Annotated in this window: 15 protein-coding genes; 11 read left to right on the top strand and 4 right to left on the bottom strand. The window is 61.8% G+C overall.

Annotation, left to right across the window (positions count from 1 at the left end):
- The 3 genes from zapE to AADA04_RS11920 all read right to left on the bottom strand — a co-directional run.
- Positions 1 to 267: AFG1/ZapE family ATPase (gene zapE / locus AADA04_RS11930; protein WP_340693495.1), on the bottom strand; the 267-nt coding region annotated here is incomplete at its 3' end.
- Between the two features lie 7 nt (positions 268 to 274).
- On the bottom strand, positions 275 to 889 hold the full coding sequence (locus AADA04_RS11925) for a rhomboid family intramembrane serine protease (protein WP_340693494.1): 615 nt from the start codon (positions 887 to 889) through the stop codon (positions 275 to 277).
- A gap of 107 nt (positions 890 to 996) precedes the next feature.
- Positions 997 to 1,386, bottom strand: a complete 390-nt coding sequence (locus AADA04_RS11920; protein WP_340693493.1) for a response regulator — start codon at positions 1,384 to 1,386, stop codon at positions 997 to 999.
- A 303-nt stretch (positions 1,387 to 1,689) separates the two neighbouring features.
- Between AADA04_RS11920 and AADA04_RS11915 the strand changes: the two genes are divergently transcribed.
- From AADA04_RS11915 to AADA04_RS11870, 10 genes are all read left to right on the top strand, one after another.
- Positions 1,690 to 2,601 carry a 1-acyl-sn-glycerol-3-phosphate acyltransferase gene (locus AADA04_RS11915; RefSeq protein WP_340693492.1) on the top strand — a complete coding sequence of 304 codons (912 nt, stop codon included), beginning with the start codon at positions 1,690 to 1,692 and terminating at the stop codon, positions 2,599 to 2,601.
- Positions 2,602 to 2,613: 12 nt separating this feature from the next.
- The gene (locus AADA04_RS11910) at positions 2,614 to 3,888 is read left to right on the top strand and encodes an APC family permease (RefSeq protein ID WP_340693491.1); all 1,275 of its coding nucleotides are present in this window, start codon (positions 2,614 to 2,616) and stop codon (positions 3,886 to 3,888) included.
- Positions 3,889 to 4,034: 146 nt separating this feature from the next.
- Positions 4,035 to 5,219, top strand: a complete 1,185-nt coding sequence (locus AADA04_RS11905) for a mechanosensitive ion channel (RefSeq protein WP_340693490.1) — start codon at positions 4,035 to 4,037, stop codon at positions 5,217 to 5,219.
- A gap of 89 nt (positions 5,220 to 5,308) precedes the next feature.
- Positions 5,309 to 5,800: an N-acetyltransferase gene (locus AADA04_RS11900; RefSeq protein WP_340693489.1), complete on the top strand. Its 492-nt coding sequence runs from the start codon at positions 5,309 to 5,311 to the stop codon at positions 5,798 to 5,800.
- Between the two features lie 39 nt (positions 5,801 to 5,839).
- Positions 5,840 to 6,310, top strand: coding sequence for a DUF2946 family protein (locus tag AADA04_RS11895; protein ID WP_340693488.1), 471 nt, complete (start codon positions 5,840 to 5,842; stop codon positions 6,308 to 6,310).
- A 68-nt stretch (positions 6,311 to 6,378) separates the two neighbouring features.
- Entirely contained in the window at positions 6,379 to 8,472 is a 2,094-nt protein-coding gene (locus tag AADA04_RS11890) for a TonB-dependent receptor (protein WP_340693487.1), read from the top strand.
- 121 nt (positions 8,473 to 8,593) lie between these two features.
- Complete coding sequence (locus tag AADA04_RS11885) at positions 8,594 to 9,523, top strand: LysR family transcriptional regulator (RefSeq protein ID WP_340693486.1); 930 nt, start codon at positions 8,594 to 8,596, stop codon at positions 9,521 to 9,523.
- Positions 9,524 to 9,778: 255 nt separating this feature from the next.
- The gene (locus tag AADA04_RS11880) at positions 9,779 to 10,306 is read left to right on the top strand and encodes a VOC family protein (protein WP_340693485.1); all 528 of its coding nucleotides are present in this window, start codon (positions 9,779 to 9,781) and stop codon (positions 10,304 to 10,306) included.
- Positions 10,307 to 10,418: 112 nt separating this feature from the next.
- Positions 10,419 to 10,832, top strand: a complete 414-nt coding sequence (locus AADA04_RS11875) for a hypothetical protein (RefSeq protein WP_340693484.1) — start codon at positions 10,419 to 10,421, stop codon at positions 10,830 to 10,832.
- Positions 10,833 to 10,998: 166 nt separating this feature from the next.
- Positions 10,999 to 11,571, top strand: coding sequence for a hypothetical protein (locus AADA04_RS11870; protein ID WP_340693483.1), 573 nt, complete (start codon positions 10,999 to 11,001; stop codon positions 11,569 to 11,571).
- A 66-nt stretch (positions 11,572 to 11,637) separates the two neighbouring features.
- On the opposite strand, the gene AADA04_RS11865 is transcribed toward AADA04_RS11870, so the two are convergent.
- Entirely contained in the window at positions 11,638 to 12,327 is a 690-nt protein-coding gene (locus tag AADA04_RS11865) for an SOS response-associated peptidase (RefSeq protein ID WP_340693482.1), read from the bottom strand.
- A 262-nt stretch (positions 12,328 to 12,589) separates the two neighbouring features.
- Here AADA04_RS11865 and AADA04_RS11860 point away from each other — a divergent pair, with 262 nt between their 5' ends.
- Positions 12,590 to 14,581 carry an ATP-binding protein gene (locus tag AADA04_RS11860; RefSeq protein WP_340693481.1) on the top strand — a complete coding sequence of 664 codons (1,992 nt, stop codon included), beginning with the start codon at positions 12,590 to 12,592 and terminating at the stop codon, positions 14,579 to 14,581.
- The last annotated feature ends 23 nt before the right edge of the window (positions 14,582 to 14,604 follow it).

Below are 14,604 nucleotides of genomic sequence, written 5' to 3'. Positions count from 1 at the left end.
GAATTCGTGGAAATGCACCCGCCGTTTCGGTGTCACCGGCGCAGCGTCGAAGAACAGGTCCATCAGCATGGACTTGCCGCGCCCGACCCCGCCCCACAGGTAAAGCCCGGTCACGGGCGCAGGCTTGGAGAACCAGCGGCCCTTGCCTTTGTTGGCGAGCGTTCGGGCCAGCGCGTCCAGCCGGGCAGCAGCCTCAGCCTGCGCGCTGTCAGCGTCGATCACGCCGTCGGCGATCCGGGCCTCGTAGCGGGCCAGTACGGAAGTCATTGCGCCGTCAGCCAATCCGCGACGCCACCTGGTCGATCATCTGCCGCCAGGCCTCGGGCCGCAGCAGCATCGCAATCACCAGCCCGGTCAGGGCGCCGCCTAGGTGGGCGCCGTGGGCCACCATGGTCTGGTCGCGCTGCGACAGGATAAAGCTGACAATGATGAACCCTGCGCCGAACACGATCGCCCACATCGGGATCGCAAAGAACAGGTAGAGCATCGCGAATGGGTAGAACAGGCAAAAGCCCGATATGACGCCGGACGTCGCGCCCGATGCGCCAACCGAACGATAGTTTGGCTGGTTGTGCTTGTCGGCATATTCCCAGAGGTTTCCGCCCAGCAGCGATGCGGCATAGAGGATCAGGAACCCGCCGGAGCCGACATGGGCTTCCAGAATCTGGCCAAATATGTAGAGCACGTACATGTTGATGAACAGGTGCATTCCGTTGACATGCAGGAAGGCCGACGTGACGAAGCGGTGCCATTCCTCGCCCTGCCGGATCGGCTTGATCCAGAACGAGTACCGGTCGAAAAATTCGGGGCTGTTGAACGCCACGACACTGGCGACCACGTTCATGGCGATCAGCACCAGCGTGGCGGGATAGACTTGCACGGCGTCCATGGCGTTTGAGGTCCATAATAGGGCTAAGCCGCCCGGTTACATTCACCGGGCGGCTTAGCAAGGTCATATAGGGGTCTGCAAGCGCAAGCGCCTCTTGGGCGACTGGCTCAGGCGGCGCGCGCCGGCGCAGCAGCGGCTGGCATCTGTTCCAGCAGGAAATCCTCGAACGTGTCGGGCCGCTGGATGAAGCGGTTGAAGGGCAGGGTCGCCTTGAACACGGCTTTCGGTGCGATATTGGCGCCGCAACGCAAAGCAGCAGCCACGACCTGGTCACGCGTATCCATGGAAGAGACAACCGCGATGCGATACTTGCCCATATTGGCGACGCGGGCGATCGTCATGTCAGGGTCGACGCTGTCGGGCAGGCCGAGGTCGAGCACGACAAGATCGAAGCGCTCCAGGCGCAGGCGTGCCTCGGCGGCCATCAGTGTCGGCGCCATCACGAGGTCGACCTGGATGCGCGAGCGTGCGGCCTTGTCGGCGGCAATTGCCAACATGTCTCGGACCGGCTCGTGATCTTCAACCCAAAGAACTTTCATATACTCTACCCCGATAAGTTTCCTGCTACCTGGGCGTCAGCATCTATCTGCGCCCGTCTGGAGATGAACTTGCCACGCGGGCCTTACGGCTTGGTAAAGCAGAACTTTCCGAAGTGTTGAAATCTCTACAGATCTGCCTTTTCCGGAAAGTTTTTCAGGCGCGCGAATCCTGCCGCATCCGCTTTCCCGTAAGGGGACTTCATGTATGCTGCGCCTTCGGGAACCGCCCTGAAAGAAAAATGCAAAAAAAGCACAAAGGCCATGACAGACGAGATCGCCACACCCCCGCAAGCGGGTTCCGCCGTCTCGGCCTTTCACGAGGCCGCCGCGGAGACGGATCAGCACATCGTCGATGTGCTGATCGAGGAGCGCTGCCCGAAGCTCCGGTCAAGCTGGTCCTGGCCGCTCGTCCGGCCCGTGCTCTACCAGGTGCTCGGCTATGGCAAGGCGCGGCGGATGGCCGACGAGATCATCCAGCTCAATGGCCGCGAATCCTTCGACCTGTTGTCCGGCCAGCTGGCATTCGACCTCTCGGTTGATGCGGTTGAGCGTATGCCCCGATCCGGCCGGCTGATCATTGCTGCCAACCACCCCACCGGCCTGGCTGATGGCGTTGCTGTCTGGGACCTGCTGAAACAGGTGCGCGACGATATCGTCTTCCTCGCCAATGCAGACGCCGTGCGCGTCAATCCGAGATTCGAGGATGTCATCATCCCGGTCGAATGGGTCGCCGCCAAGCGCACGCCCGCCAAGACGCGCGAGACCCTGAAGCGCACGGCAGAGGCCTTCGCCCAGGAAAAATGCGTCGTCATCTTTCCGTCCGGGCGCCTTGCCCGCCGCGTGGATGGCGCCCTGCAGGAGAAGGACTGGTTCTCCACCGTTATCGGTCTCGCCCGCAAGCAGAAGGCCCCGATCCTGCCGCTCAATGTCGATGCTCGCAATTCCGCGCTCTATTATCTCTTCTGCGATATCAATGACGAGCTGCGCGACATCACGCTCTTCCACGAATTGCTAAACAAGCGTGGCTCGAAATTCCGCATGACGTTCGGCAACCTGATTGCGCCTGAGATGCTACAGGGCGATTCGACGGCGCTGACAGAAACGCTGAAGCGGCACGTCGCCTATGAACTCCTCACTAACCGGGACGCGGTCTTCGAACCCGATCAGAATTAGGGCGCCCATCTGATGCCATCCGATACAGCACGCGCGATGGATCGCACCGTGGGCTTGCGCGGCGCGGTACTGCTGGGGCTGGGGTCCATCCTCGGCACGGGTGTCTTTGTCAGCCTCGGCCTCGCCGTGGGCGTGACAGGCATCGGGGCGGTGCCGGCCCTCTGCCTTGCCGCTATGCTTGCGGCGTTCAATGCGCTGTCGAGCGCAGAACTGGCGGCCAGCCATCCCGTCAGCGGCGGCACCTATGCTTATGGCTATCGCTATCTCGGGCCCGATTTCGGATTCGGCGCCGGGCTCGCCTTCCTCCTGGCCAAGTCGGCCAGTGCCGCTGCCGCAGCCATTGGCCTGTCGGGCTATGTGCTGGCAGGCCTCGGCATGGACCCTGCGCTCACCCATCCCGTCGCCAGCCTCGTAGTCGTCGCCATGACCGGTCTCGTCATATTGGGCTTGCGCCGCGCCAATCCGGTCAATGCCATACTCGTCACGATCACACTGCTTGTCCTCATCATACTGGGTGCCATGGCCCTGCTGTCGCCCGCCGGGGAACAGGTCGCAAACCCGGCGTCGCCTTTCGCGCCCGCTGGCTTCCTCGAAGCGACGGCGCTCCTCTTCGTGGCATTCACCGGCTATGGCCGTATCGCAACACTGGGCGAAGAGGTCCGGTCGCCCCGCCGCACCATTCCGCGCGCCATCATCCTCACACTGCTTGTTTCCACATGCCTCTATCTCGCCATTCTCACCGGTGGGCTGCACGTGCTCGGTGCCGCGCAGTTCGCCGATGCGACGACCCGCACCGCCGCGCCGTTGCAAGCGGTCGCCGCCCGGCTCGGTGCACCTTGGCTCAGCTTGCTCGTGATCGTCGCCGCAATCACCGCCATGGCCGGGGTCCTCTTGAACCTCATTCTCGGCCTGTCGCGTGTCGTGCTCGCCATGGGCCGGGAAGGGGACCTGCCGATTCGGCTGGGCCAACTCGACCACAGCGGCCAGCCACTGGCTGCCAGCCTGTGCGTTGGCGCCGCCATCGCGGTGATCGCCGCATTCGGCGGTCTGGCGCTGGTCTGGAGCTTCAGTGCCTTCTGCGTGCTGATATATTATGCGGTCACGAATCTCGCCGCCTTGCGCCTCAGCGCAGACGCGCGGCTCTATCACCCGGTCGTGCCCACGCTTGGCCTCGTCGGCTGCCTCGGACTGTCCGTCTGGCTGCAACCGCTCGTCATCCTGACGGCCACGGCCATTCTGGCATTCGCCCTTGTCTTGCGCCGTGTATGGCGGGCCAGCCGCAGCTGATACAGGCGGAATTCCCCTCCAGGGAGAACTGGTTGCAATTCTAAATTCCTGTTCATCCTGCATTGCAAAACGATATGCGATAACGCCCTCACTGGGATGCTGGCGCCATAGGGGCGACGCGCTACCCGGTGGAACAGGGGCTGAATATGGAACAATTCTGGAATAATCTCGTGGTGCAGGCACAAACCTACGGGCCGAACCTCATCAAGGCCGCGCTCGTCATGATCGCCTTCATCATCGCCGCCATGATCGTGCGATGGCTGGTCAGCAAGGCCATCGACAAGACCGGGCTCGCCAAGCGCGCCAACAACCTCAACACGACCGGCGGCAAGAGCCTTGGCGCCAGCCTGTCATCTGCGGCTTTCTGGATCATCATCCTGATCGGTCTGATGCAGTCGCTCGCGATTGCCGGTGCGACACAGATATCCGACGCGCTGAACGGTGTGATCGCTCCGATCATGGCCTATGGCGACAATATCATCGGGGCCATCCTTGTATTCGGGATTTTCCTGATCGTGGCGAACGTCGTGAAACAGGCATTGTCGGCCATTCTTGTCTTCGCAGACGGATTGCCGGAACAGTTCGGGCTCGCCTCGGGGCCGGTCAAGGTGTCGGGCATTACCGCCACCATCGCGTCAGCCTTCATCGTTCTGATCGGGGCCATCACGGCATTCGACGTGCTCGACATGGCGGCGATCTCCGAACCGGCCAATGCATTGCTTGAAGACATTGTCGGCATCCTGCCGAACCTTCTGGCGGCTATCGTCATCCTTGGCATCTTCGTCATCGTGGCGCGTTTCGTCGGCAGTCTGATTGGCCGCGTCCTGCCCGGCATGGGCCTTGACGGCGCCGTGGCCGAACTCGGCATCCTCAAGGGAGCCGATTCCGGTCTGACAGCCTCGGTCGTCGCATCGCGTGTGGCGCAGTTCTTCATCGTCCTGCTCGGCATGATTGCAGCCCTCAATGCGCTGGGCATCGACACGCTGACCTACGCCATGGACGTTGTCCTCTCGATGGGCGCGCAGATCGTGTTCGGCGCCTTGATCATCTTTGCCGGCGTATTCATCGCCCGGCTGGTCACGTCGGCCATGGCCTCCACAGGCTCTGGCGCGACCGATGTCGCCGCCAACCTTGTCAAATGGATCATCATCATCCTGTCGGTCATTCTCGGCATCTCCCGCATGGGACTCGACCCGACCGGTGGCGTGTTCATTCTCGAGGTCGCCAAATATCTCGTCATGGGTGGTGCAGCAGCCTTTGCGATCGCCTTTGGCTGGGGTGGCAAGGACTGGGCCGCCCGCCAACTGGAAGCCTGGCGCGCCTCGCGCTAGTCACGCACAGACTTGTACCGAAAGGCCGCTCCTGATGGGGCGGCCTTTTTCATTGCGTCCGGTGCGGATGCACTTTAAGGCCGCTCGCCATGCTCCAGATCGTCCCCGAAACCCCTGCCGTGCACGCCGCCGCCATCGAAACCCTGTTCGATGCCACGTTCGGTCCCGGCCACTTTGCCAAGACGGCCGAGCGCCTGCGCGAGTTTTCGCGCTCGCTGCCGGAGATCAGTCGCGTTGCCGTCCTGGACGGCGAGGTCATCGGTGTCTGCCGCGTCTGGCCTTTGACCGTGGGAGAGGGACGCACCCGCGCACTGTTCTACGGACCGGTCGCCGTCGCCCCCTCGCACCAGGGCAGCCGCCTCGGTCTCTCGATTACGGGTGAAGCGCTGGAAGCGGGCGAGAAAGCCGGCTGGCCCGCTGCTATCCTGATTGGCGCGCCCGCCTATTTCGGCGAGATCGGCTTCATCGTTACACCGAAGCACCAGCTCAGCTTCCCCGGCCCGCAGGATCAGGCCCGGGTCATGGTCCGTAATCTGGCTGGCGACGCGAGCCAGCTCGCAGGCAGGGTCACAGCGGCGTAGGGGAGCGGGTGCCAGCACCAGCTGCGGTGACATTGCCACATGGCCAGCCCGCCCCGGCAACGCTATCGATTCGCCATGCTCAAGGGGCTTTTCCCATCCGCGCCAATGCGCTTCTGGCTGATCACAGCAGTATCCCTGCTGATGGTGATGCGCGCGCTTGTGCCCGCCGGTTACATGCTCGAGCGTTCGGCAGAGGCCGGAGACATCGTGATCCGCATCTGCGGCGGAACGACCGAGCGCTTCATGTCGCTCAACCCCCATACCGGAAGCATGACCGAGGTCGATGGCGACGAGACGCCGGCGCCACCGCCGCACGATGACACGACGTCGCCGTCCGCGACCTGTCCGTTTGCGTCAACCGCCGTGTTTGACCTGCCGCTCCCGCCGGACATGTTACTGGCGGCGATCTACGGTCCGCCGCTCCTGGGCGACCGCCCCGTTATCAATACACTTGCCTACCGACGCGCCCGTGCGCCGCTTCCGGCCAGGGGGCCGCCCGTCCGCGCCTGATTGAATCCGACCAAACTTCCTCAATCAGACCAGTGTCCGGCATCGTCCGGGCCGAACGGATACATAAAATGAAACCACACTTGTTTTGCGGCGCGGGGCTGATGGCCCTGTCTGCCCTGCTGCCTGCCGCTGTTGCGCAGGAATCCGAACCCGCCCTCCAGGACGTCATCATCGTCACCGGCTCGCGCCTCGACACGGCGACACAGCACGCCGTCACGCCTGACGGTGCGCCCCTCCAGGGCGGCGATGTCACCTATCTCTCCGCCCGCACACCAGGCGGCGCCCGCATCGCCAATGGCGAAGTGTCGGGCCAGATGGCCTATCGCGGACTGTTCGGTGATCGGTTGAACCTGCGTGTCGATGGCCAGCGCTTTGCCTCCGGCGGTCCCAACCTGATGGACCCGGTCTTCCACTATGCGCCAGCACCCCTCGTCGCTGCCGTGGTGATCGACCGCGGCGTCAGCCCGGTCTCGCAGGGGCCCGGCCTCGCAGGCGGCGCCGATGCCGTTTTTAAGCGCATCAACTATGCCTCCGGCGACGCGGCCCAATACGGCTATGATCTCAGCCTTGGCGCGCGCAGCATCAATGACAGCGTGTCCACAGGCGGCATCGTCGGCGCGGCGACCGACACATGGCGGTTCAACCTGCTCGGCGCCTATGAAGAGGGCGATGATACCGACTATGCCGACGGCACGATCGGCGGGACGTCCTTCGAGCGCTCTGTCTTTGGCGTCTCCACCGGCGTCAAGACCGGGGCTGGCGATTTCAGCCTGGATCTTCGCCGCCAGAATACCGGCCCGTCAGGCAACCCGCCTTTCCCGATGGATATCCAGTATTTCGACACGGATTTCGCCCGGCTCGCCTATGCGACAGTTATCGGCGGCGCGGCGCTGGAAGCATCGGTCCATTACACCGACGTCTCGCACCTGATGGACAATTTCAGCATGCGGCCCTCGCCCGGCATGATGGTCGAGCGCGCCTCCTATGCCGATGCGACGACGCGCGGCGCCGACATCAAGCTCGGCTTCGCCCTGTCGGGCGGCGAGCTGCAGCTGGGTCTCGATACCGAAGAGTCCGAACACGAAGTGACGATCACCAATCCGAACAATGCAGGCTTCTTCGTCACGCCGTTCCCGGACATCACCCTGCGCCAGACCGGGGCCTTTGCCGAATGGACCGGGCCGCTCGGGCCGGTCGAGGCGGAACTCGGCCTGCGCGTCGACCAGAATGACTATGAGGCTGGCGACGCATCGGTCGGTCCGGCCCTGCCAATGGGACCGCGCATGCTGGCGGCTGCCTTCAATACCGGCAATACCGATGGCGAGGACACGACCGCCGATGTGGTCGCCCGGCTCTGGACCCCGGCCGAGAACGGCCTGTCCTGGCGCCTCACGCTCGCCCGCAAGCAGAAGATGCCCGGCTATATCCAGCGCTTCGGCTGGCTGCCGATCAATGCCAGTGGTGGGCTCGCCGATGGCAACATCTATGTCGGCGATTTGGCCTTGAAGCCGGAAACGGCCTGGATCGCTGAGGCGGGTTTCGACTTTGCCACATCGCGCGCCTATGCCCGCCCGACACTCTATGTCCGTCAGGTCGACGACTATATCCAGGGCGTCGCCTTTGACGCCACGCCGGGCGTCGCCGACACGCCGGTCGAGATGGTCGCCGCCATGAGCGGCGATTCCACACCGCTCCGCTGGGCCAATGTCGATGCAAGGCTCTACGGGTTCGATCTCGATGCCGGCTATGATTTCGACGGCCCGCTCCGCATCGACGGCGTGCTCTCCTATGTGCGCGGCGAACGGCGTGACGTGGACGACAATCTCTACCGCGTTGCGCCGCCCAGCCTGACCACCGGCCTGACCTGGGAGGCGGCGGCCTGGTCCGCCACGCTCGAGGCCCGTCTCGTCGCCGAACAGACCGACGTCTCGGCCACCAATAGCGAGGCAGAAACGCCGGGCTATGCCGTGATCAACCTGTTTGGCGACTGGCAGGTGCGTGACGGCGTGCGGCTCTCGGCCGGGGTCGAGAACCTGCTCGACCAGGTCTATCGCGACCACCTGTCGGGCTATAACCGCAATAGCGACAGCGATGTCGCGCTCGGCACACGGGTGCCGGGGGCAGGGCGCGGCGTCTTTGTCCGCCTCTCGCTCACCCATTGACCGGCCGGGCGGCCCGGCATCGCGCCGGGTCGCCCGCTCCCGCACGAAGTGTCCGGGTCGGGCTCGCCCCCGGGGGGAACCGGCTTTGCCATGGCCCGGCGCACCGCCTAAGCCTCGCGCCATGACAGACCTGCGCCTGATCCAGTATTTCGAAGTCGTCTACCGCCTGCTCAGCTTCTCCAAGGCGGCTGAGGAACTGCACCTGACGCACTCGGCGGTCACGCGCAGCATCAAGACGCTGGAAGAGGCCTGGGGCACCCAGCTCTTCTACCGCACCACCCGCTCGGTCACCCCGACCGAGGCGGGCGAGCGTCTCTATCCGATGGCGGTCGAACTGCTCGCCTTCGCGAAAGTGGTGCAACGTGAAACCGTCTCCGGCGACCAGCACCTCAAGATCATCGGCGGGCCGATTGCCTATGACATCCTGTTGCCGGCCGCGATCACCGAATTCCGCAAATCATTGCCCGACATCCGGATACTGGCCGATGTCATGCCGCCGCATGCCGCTGTCGAAGAATTGGTCCAGCGCCGCGCCAACATGGTCCTGTTCAATATGGCCACGCTGGAGGCCCTGCCACATGCGGGCCGGCTGCACTTCCAGGAAATCATCGCCGAAGATTTCGTCATGCTCCACCGGCCGGGCCATCCGGTCGCCGCGCTAGACACAAGTTTCGAGACGCTGTTGGCCTATCCCTGGGCCTTTCCCGGCTATATCGAATATCTCGATGGTGACCTGCCCGAGAGCATGCGCGAGGCGCTGAAACAGGCCCGCGCGCCGCAATACACGCTCTACAGCCCGACCTCCTGCATGAACCTGTCAATGGCATCCGACACGCTGACCGTCATGCCCCTGTCGGTGGCTGTGCCGAACCTGGAATCCGGCCGGCTTGTCGGCAAGCGCATTGCCGGCCTGCCGAAATACCGTCTCGGCGCCGCCTGCAAGACGGATTCGGCGCTCGAGCCCAATACAAGCGCGTTTCTTGCCAGCCTCACCACCGCGGCGCGCAAACTCCAGCGCGGCAGTGCGAACCGGCTGAAGGCGCTTTCCTAGGCCGCAGCCGCGCCATTGATTTGTGAGCGCCACGCGCAAACAAACGAATATTACTCAATTGTTCTCATCAGTTGCCTGTCGTAAATTTTGGCCTGTCTTTGCAACGCGGTGCGTCCCCACCTGGTTCTGCGTTGCGATCCAAGACAATTGTTGCCAGGTGGTGTATCCCCGCTGCCTGGCAACTTTCCGCCTCCTGAAAGCGCTGGCCATTCGCCCGCCGGGCAGGCAAGACAGGCCAATAGGGGAGGGTCCGCCTTGAGCCGCATTTTCGGAAACGTCTGCCAGAACGGCTATGTCGTGCGCGACATCGAGGCCGCGATGGACCACTGGATCAACGTGATGGGCGTCGGCCCCTGGTTCTATATCGAGGACGTCAAGACAGACTGGTTCCGCCATCGCGGGCAACCGTCCGACGCGAAAATGTCGATTGCGCTGGCCAATTCCGGCGACCTGCAGATCGAGCTGATCCAGCAGCGCAATGACGCCCCCTCGATGTACAAGGAATTCCTCGATGCGGGCCATGAAGGCCTCCAGCACATGTCCTACTGGACCGAGGACTATCAGGGCCTCTACGACACGGCCCTCGGCCTCGGCTACAAGATTGGCCACGAAGGCTGCATCGGCGGCGAAAAAGGCCGCTTCGCCTATTTCGATACCGAGGCCCATCCCGGCACCGTGGTCGAAATCTCCGACATTTCCGGCACCAAGGGCCGCACCTTCGCGCACATCCGGAAAGTCTCGCAGGGCTGGGACGGCACCGACCCGATCCGGGTGATCAAATAGACGCAGCCGGCACCTGCCCACTGCGTTTGACGACTCGCGTCACCGCTCATACAGCATCGGCCACGCGGCGCATGGCCGCCCGGCAACCCGCTCACACAGGATGGCACGCAGCATGAGATCCTTGACCGCCCTGGCGATCGGCCTCGTCCTTGTCGGCTGCAGCGCAGGCAACAGCCGCGACAAGGTGACCTTCAGCTGCGAAGCCCCCGATGCCGCCAAGCCCGGCACCGACCGCCGCGTCTTCTTCCATTTCGAAGACCGCTTCCTGTTCGTCAAGAATGACACCGGCGGCACCGACAATGTCTGCACCCAGGTCGGCACACGGGTTTGCGACGTGTCGATGACCGACGACAGGCTCACCCTCCGCCAGGAGATCGACACCCCCTATTGCGGCTGGCGCGACAGGGCCAGGACCACGCTCGACATAGACCGCCGCTCAGGCGCCTTCACCTTCACACAGGAAGGCTGCGAACCCGACGCGGATCTCTTCCTGGTCGGCCTGTGCGAGATGCAGCTGACAGAGTGATGCGCCCGGCCTGACGGGCCGCCAGCGGGGGAGGGGCCCGCGCCAGCCGCCGCCCAGGTCCCTTCAAGCCAGCGCACTAAGGGAAAACCCCGAGATACGATCCCGGATTTGCGCGTAGACAGGCGCAGGTCGGACTGTGTCTGGCGGTAATTGAGGAAGACAGATCATGACAGATTCAGGCAAGCCACTGGTCCGCGAAGCGGTCGGCGTTTTTCAAACCGAAAAAGACATGCAGGCAGCGATTGATGACTTGCTGTCCAATGGCTTCAACCGCGCCGAAATCAGCCTGCTCGCGTCGACAGAGGCCGTCGAGGCCAAGCTCGGTCACAGCTACAAATCGGTGAAAGCGCTGGAAGACGATCCCGACGCGGCCATCACCGCCTATGCCAATATCGAAGGGCCGGGTGCCGCCGAAGGCGCGGTTATCGGCACGCTGGCCTATCTCGGGGCCCTGGCGGCGTTTGTTCCGATTGTCGCCGGTGGCGGCGCGCTCGCAGCAGCGCTCATCGCGCTGGGTGTCGGCGGCGGCAGCGGTGCCACGATCGGCGCCCTCCTGGCGCGGCTGATTGAAAAACACCATGCCGACTATATTGCCGACGAACTCGCACATGGCGGCCTGGTGCTCTGGGTCCGCACCTGGAACAAGGCCGACGAAGCCACGGCCACCCGCATTCTCAAGGCCCATTCCGGCGCCGACGTCCATGTCCACGGCTTGCCGGATGTGGATGCCACAAGCTGAGCCTTGCGAGGGTCTATCAAGACAATGCGTCGAGGCGGCCCTGACCTGACGGTGCCGCCTCGCGCCTCACACTTCCGTCGCCAGCTGCGGCCCCTGGTTGCGCACATTGCCGACCGCCGCGCCCACGGCCCAGACCTGCATGTCCTCGGACGGGAAGGGCGCCATCAGGTCGCCCACTTCTGACGTCGCCCCGTCCAGCCAGCGGTCATGGTCGTGCGGATGCAATACCACCGGCATGCGCGCATGCAGGCCCGCCGTCGCGTCGTTCGCGCCGGTCGTCAGGATGGTGAAACTGTCCAATTCCGATCCGTCGATCATCGCCCGGTCCCACAGGCCGGCAAAGCAGAACCAGCGCCGGTTGCTCAGGCCGATGGCAAACGGCGTCTTCGCGCCCTTCGCGCCGGTCCATTCATAATAGCCGCTCGCCGGCACTAGGCAGCGATGGTGGCGGAAGGCCCCGCGAAACGTGTTGCTGCTCGCCACCGTTTCGGCGCGCGCATTGAAGGTCGAGAAATTCTTCTCCTTCAGCGGCTTGTGCCACCATGACGGCACCAGCCCCCACATCGCCAGCGCCAGTTCGCGCGCATTCGTGTCCGGCCCGTCGCCCTCCGGCACATGCCGCACGATCGGCACCAGCTGCGTCGGCGCGATATTATACGCCGCCTCCGGCGGGGCCACGCCCTCGGGCACGATAAGCCCCAGCGCCGCGTGGTAATCCTCCCACGTCACGTCATGTCTGAAAAAGCGTCCGCACATGGGGAGAGCCTAGCATCCCCCCCGCCCGCGCCAAGCTGTCTTTTTTACCCCTCCATGGGTCGGGGATACGGGTTCGAGATGTCCGGAAGCGCCGTAGCGGGGTGCAATAAGCCTAGCGCAATGCACCTGCCTGAGAGAGCCAATCCAGAGGTGCATTGCATCCCTCCGCTGTAATGCACCCTACGCTTTCTAATTCGGTTGATTGCTCCACTAGGCTACTTCGCGTAATTCCAGTGTAATTAGAAAAATCACGGGGGCATCTATGAAATTCGACGTCATTGGCCGCATCAACAATATGAGTCTTCCCGATGGGAAGACTGCGATTTTGTACTCAGTGTATGAGGCAGTTAGCAATTCGATCCACGCAATAAATGACAGGTTTACGGAAGAGAAAGCTGCTGAGCTTGGCCACGTGGACGTTGATATCGCGGTCGATGAACACGGAGATGTCGAAAGCATTTCAATTATCGACAATGGAGTCGGATTCATTGCCGAAAACTTGCGATCTTTTGAGACGAGCGACAGCCGTTACAAATATAAACGAGGCGGTAAGGGAGTGGGTCGCTTCATTTGGATGAAGATGTTCGACACGATTCAAATCGAAAGTGTAATTGATACCGACGATGGCCTGCTCAGCAGAAGTTTCAAGTTCGTCCCGGAGGAACAAGATTCGATTGTTGATTTAAAGGAGGTGAGGAAATCCAAGGGTGACCCGGGTACTAAGATTACGTTGTCGGGTCTACGGAAGGAACATCGCGGGCGAATACGGCCCTCCTCCTACCTGAAGGATCTCGCGCTACATTTTTTCCCACAATTCATTTCAGGAACGCTTCCAGACGTGAGCATCACTTATCGAGGCGAGACCACCCGCCTCAATGACTTCATTGAAGACCAGGTCGACGATCCGGTCGAGCAGAAATTGGAAGTCGACTTCGGGGACGGAAAGTCCGAATTGCGAGTGACACATATGTTTGTGGATACAACCATATCCACAAATTTGCGTAATTCGTACCTACTCACCGCACACGGTCGATTGGTAGGCGAACCAAATTCTCTCGAGCGAAAGTACGCGCTCAAAGAATTGCCTGACGGCAAAGCTTATGTTGCGGTGGTAAGCGGTGAGTTTCTTGATGCTCGCGTAGATCAAGAGCGTCTCGACTTTAAATTAACGGCGGCGCAACGGGATATACTTCAGGCAGCCGTCCTTGAAGCGGCAGAGGGTTTCCTGAGCGAGCATATCCACCGAATGAGGGCTCGGCAAAAAAGTACAGTGAGGATGTTGGTCGAAGAGCACCCTCAGTTGGCAACTCAGTTCACCGACATCGACAATTATGTTGCAGGACTTTCTCCTGGGATGGACGCAGAACAGATAGGGCAGAACCTCTTCGTTCTTCTGTATCGAGAAGAAAGGAACCTTCGGGAGAGGATTGATGAACTCGACCAGTTGGAGTCACTCGAGCCTGAATCGCGTGCACTCGCTGAAGAAGTGCTTACTGAAATCTCCAACCAAGAAAAGCATCGCTTGGCCGAGCTCGTGGTCAAGCGGCACCAAGTTCTTCAGATGGCCAATTTGCTTCTTAAGTTCAAAGATGATGAAAAACAAAGCTATCACTACGAGCGCGTCATCCACGAATTGATCTGTCCCATGGGCGAGATGTATCGAACTGGGGAGTTGAGCAAACACAATCTCTGGATGCTCGACGATTCCTTGGCGGGATATGAATTCTTCGCGTCGGACAAGTCAATCAAGTCGCTAACCGTGGATACGGAGTCGCGCAAAGAACCCGATTTACTTTTCTTCAATCCGCTTGGTTTTCGTCGAGAGGGGACAAGCGACCCGGTCGTTGTCGTTGAATTCAAAAGACCAGGCGACGAAAAGCCGAGTCAGGACCCCATAGGACAAGTGTTAGGTTATATTGAAGAACTGCAGAACGCGAAGGTAAGAGATATGGATGGGGAAGTCGTGTCCGACATTTCTGAAGCGACGCCGTTTGAGTGCATTATTGTATCTGAACTCACAAATGGAACGAGACGACTTTTTGAGAAGTCTCTCGCTCAAAACCCCACCCCTGACGGCGACGGCTATTATGGATGGTCGCAGCGCCACAACGCTCATATCCGAGTGATCTCATTCCACAAAATGTTGAGAGATGCAGAACTGCGAAACCAATCCTTCTTCGATCAGCTCAAACTTGGAAGCCCATCTTTGGCAGCAAAGAAGCGCGCCGCAAGAAAGCGAGAAAAGAAAGTCTGAGAGTTGGGTGCCCCCCCCCTCTC

Source organism: Hyphomonas sp., from assembly GCF_037969335.1.
Classification (GTDB): Bacteria; Pseudomonadota; Alphaproteobacteria; order Caulobacterales; family Hyphomonadaceae; genus Hyphomonas.
The sequence above is the reverse complement of the archived record's forward strand: the minus strand, read 5'-3'. Positions and strand labels throughout refer to the sequence as shown.

What these genes read in the sequence shown, in the direction of transcription:
- AADA04_RS11925 (WP_340693494.1), bottom strand. Translation starts at nt 889, where the DNA reads ATGGACGCCGTGCAAGTCTATCCCGCCACGCTGGTGCTGATCGCCATG.
- AADA04_RS11895 (WP_340693488.1), top strand. Translation starts at nt 5,840, where the DNA reads ATGGCCAGCCCGCCCCGGCAACGCTATCGATTCGCCATGCTCAAGGGG.
- AADA04_RS11920 (WP_340693493.1), bottom strand. Translation starts at nt 1,386, where the DNA reads ATGTTGGCAATTGCCGCCGACAAGGCCGCACGCTCGCGCATCCAGGTC.
- AADA04_RS11890 (WP_340693487.1), top strand. Translation starts at nt 6,379, where the DNA reads ATGAAACCACACTTGTTTTGCGGCGCGGGGCTGATGGCCCTGTCTGCC.
- AADA04_RS11875 (WP_340693484.1), top strand. Translation starts at nt 10,419, where the DNA reads ATGAGATCCTTGACCGCCCTGGCGATCGGCCTCGTCCTTGTCGGCTGC.
- AADA04_RS11885 (WP_340693486.1), top strand. Translation starts at nt 8,594, where the DNA reads ATGACAGACCTGCGCCTGATCCAGTATTTCGAAGTCGTCTACCGCCTG.
- AADA04_RS11910 (WP_340693491.1), top strand. Translation starts at nt 2,614, where the DNA reads ATGCCATCCGATACAGCACGCGCGATGGATCGCACCGTGGGCTTGCGC.
- AADA04_RS11905 (WP_340693490.1), top strand. Translation starts at nt 4,035, where the DNA reads ATGGAACAATTCTGGAATAATCTCGTGGTGCAGGCACAAACCTACGGG.
- AADA04_RS11860 (WP_340693481.1), top strand. Translation starts at nt 12,590, where the DNA reads ATGAAATTCGACGTCATTGGCCGCATCAACAATATGAGTCTTCCCGAT.
- AADA04_RS11870 (WP_340693483.1), top strand. Translation starts at nt 10,999, where the DNA reads ATGACAGATTCAGGCAAGCCACTGGTCCGCGAAGCGGTCGGCGTTTTT.
- AADA04_RS11915 (WP_340693492.1), top strand. Translation starts at nt 1,690, where the DNA reads ATGACAGACGAGATCGCCACACCCCCGCAAGCGGGTTCCGCCGTCTCG.
- AADA04_RS11865 (WP_340693482.1), bottom strand. Translation starts at nt 12,327, where the DNA reads ATGTGCGGACGCTTTTTCAGACATGACGTGACGTGGGAGGATTACCAC.
- AADA04_RS11900 (WP_340693489.1), top strand. Translation starts at nt 5,309, where the DNA reads ATGCTCCAGATCGTCCCCGAAACCCCTGCCGTGCACGCCGCCGCCATC.